This window comes from Brevibacillus fluminis, assembly GCF_003710825.1.
Taxonomy (GTDB): domain Bacteria; phylum Bacillota; class Bacilli; order Brevibacillales; family Brevibacillaceae; genus Brevibacillus_D; species Brevibacillus_D fluminis.
Genome location: NZ_RHHQ01000088.1, coordinates 1 through 390 on the forward strand (window position 1 = coordinate 1; position 390 = coordinate 390).

1 protein-coding gene is annotated in these 390 nt (G+C 54.9%); it reads left to right on the top strand.

Features of this window, described 5'->3' with window-relative positions; all coding sequences use genetic code 11:
- Positions 1–7: 7 nt before the first annotated feature.
- A partial coding sequence (locus EDM56_RS31055; RefSeq protein WP_246009601.1) for a thiamine pyrophosphate-binding protein occupies positions 8–390 on the top strand: 383 nt, incomplete at its 3' end.

The window sequence follows — 390 nt, forward strand, 5'->3', positions numbered from 1 at the left end:
GGGCACAATGAAAGCTACGGACTTGATGGTCAAATGCCTGGAGAATGAGGGAGTCCGGTATATTTTCGGCATCCCGGGGGAAGAGAATATCGATCTCGTCCATTCGTTGGCCGCCTCGGAGCAGATCGAGTTCGTGACGGTCAGGCATGAGCAAGGGGCGGCTTTTATGGCAGATGTGTACGGTCGATTAACGGGAAAGGCAGGTGTTTGTCTTGCTACGCTTGGGCCAGGAGCGACCAACCTGCTGACCGGGATCGGCGATGCCAACCTTGATCACGCGCCGGTTGTGGCAATAACTGGACAAGCAGGGCTGGAGCGGATGCATAAAGAATCGCACCAATACATCGATATTGTCGCCATGTTCGAGCCCGTGACGAAGTGGTCCATTCA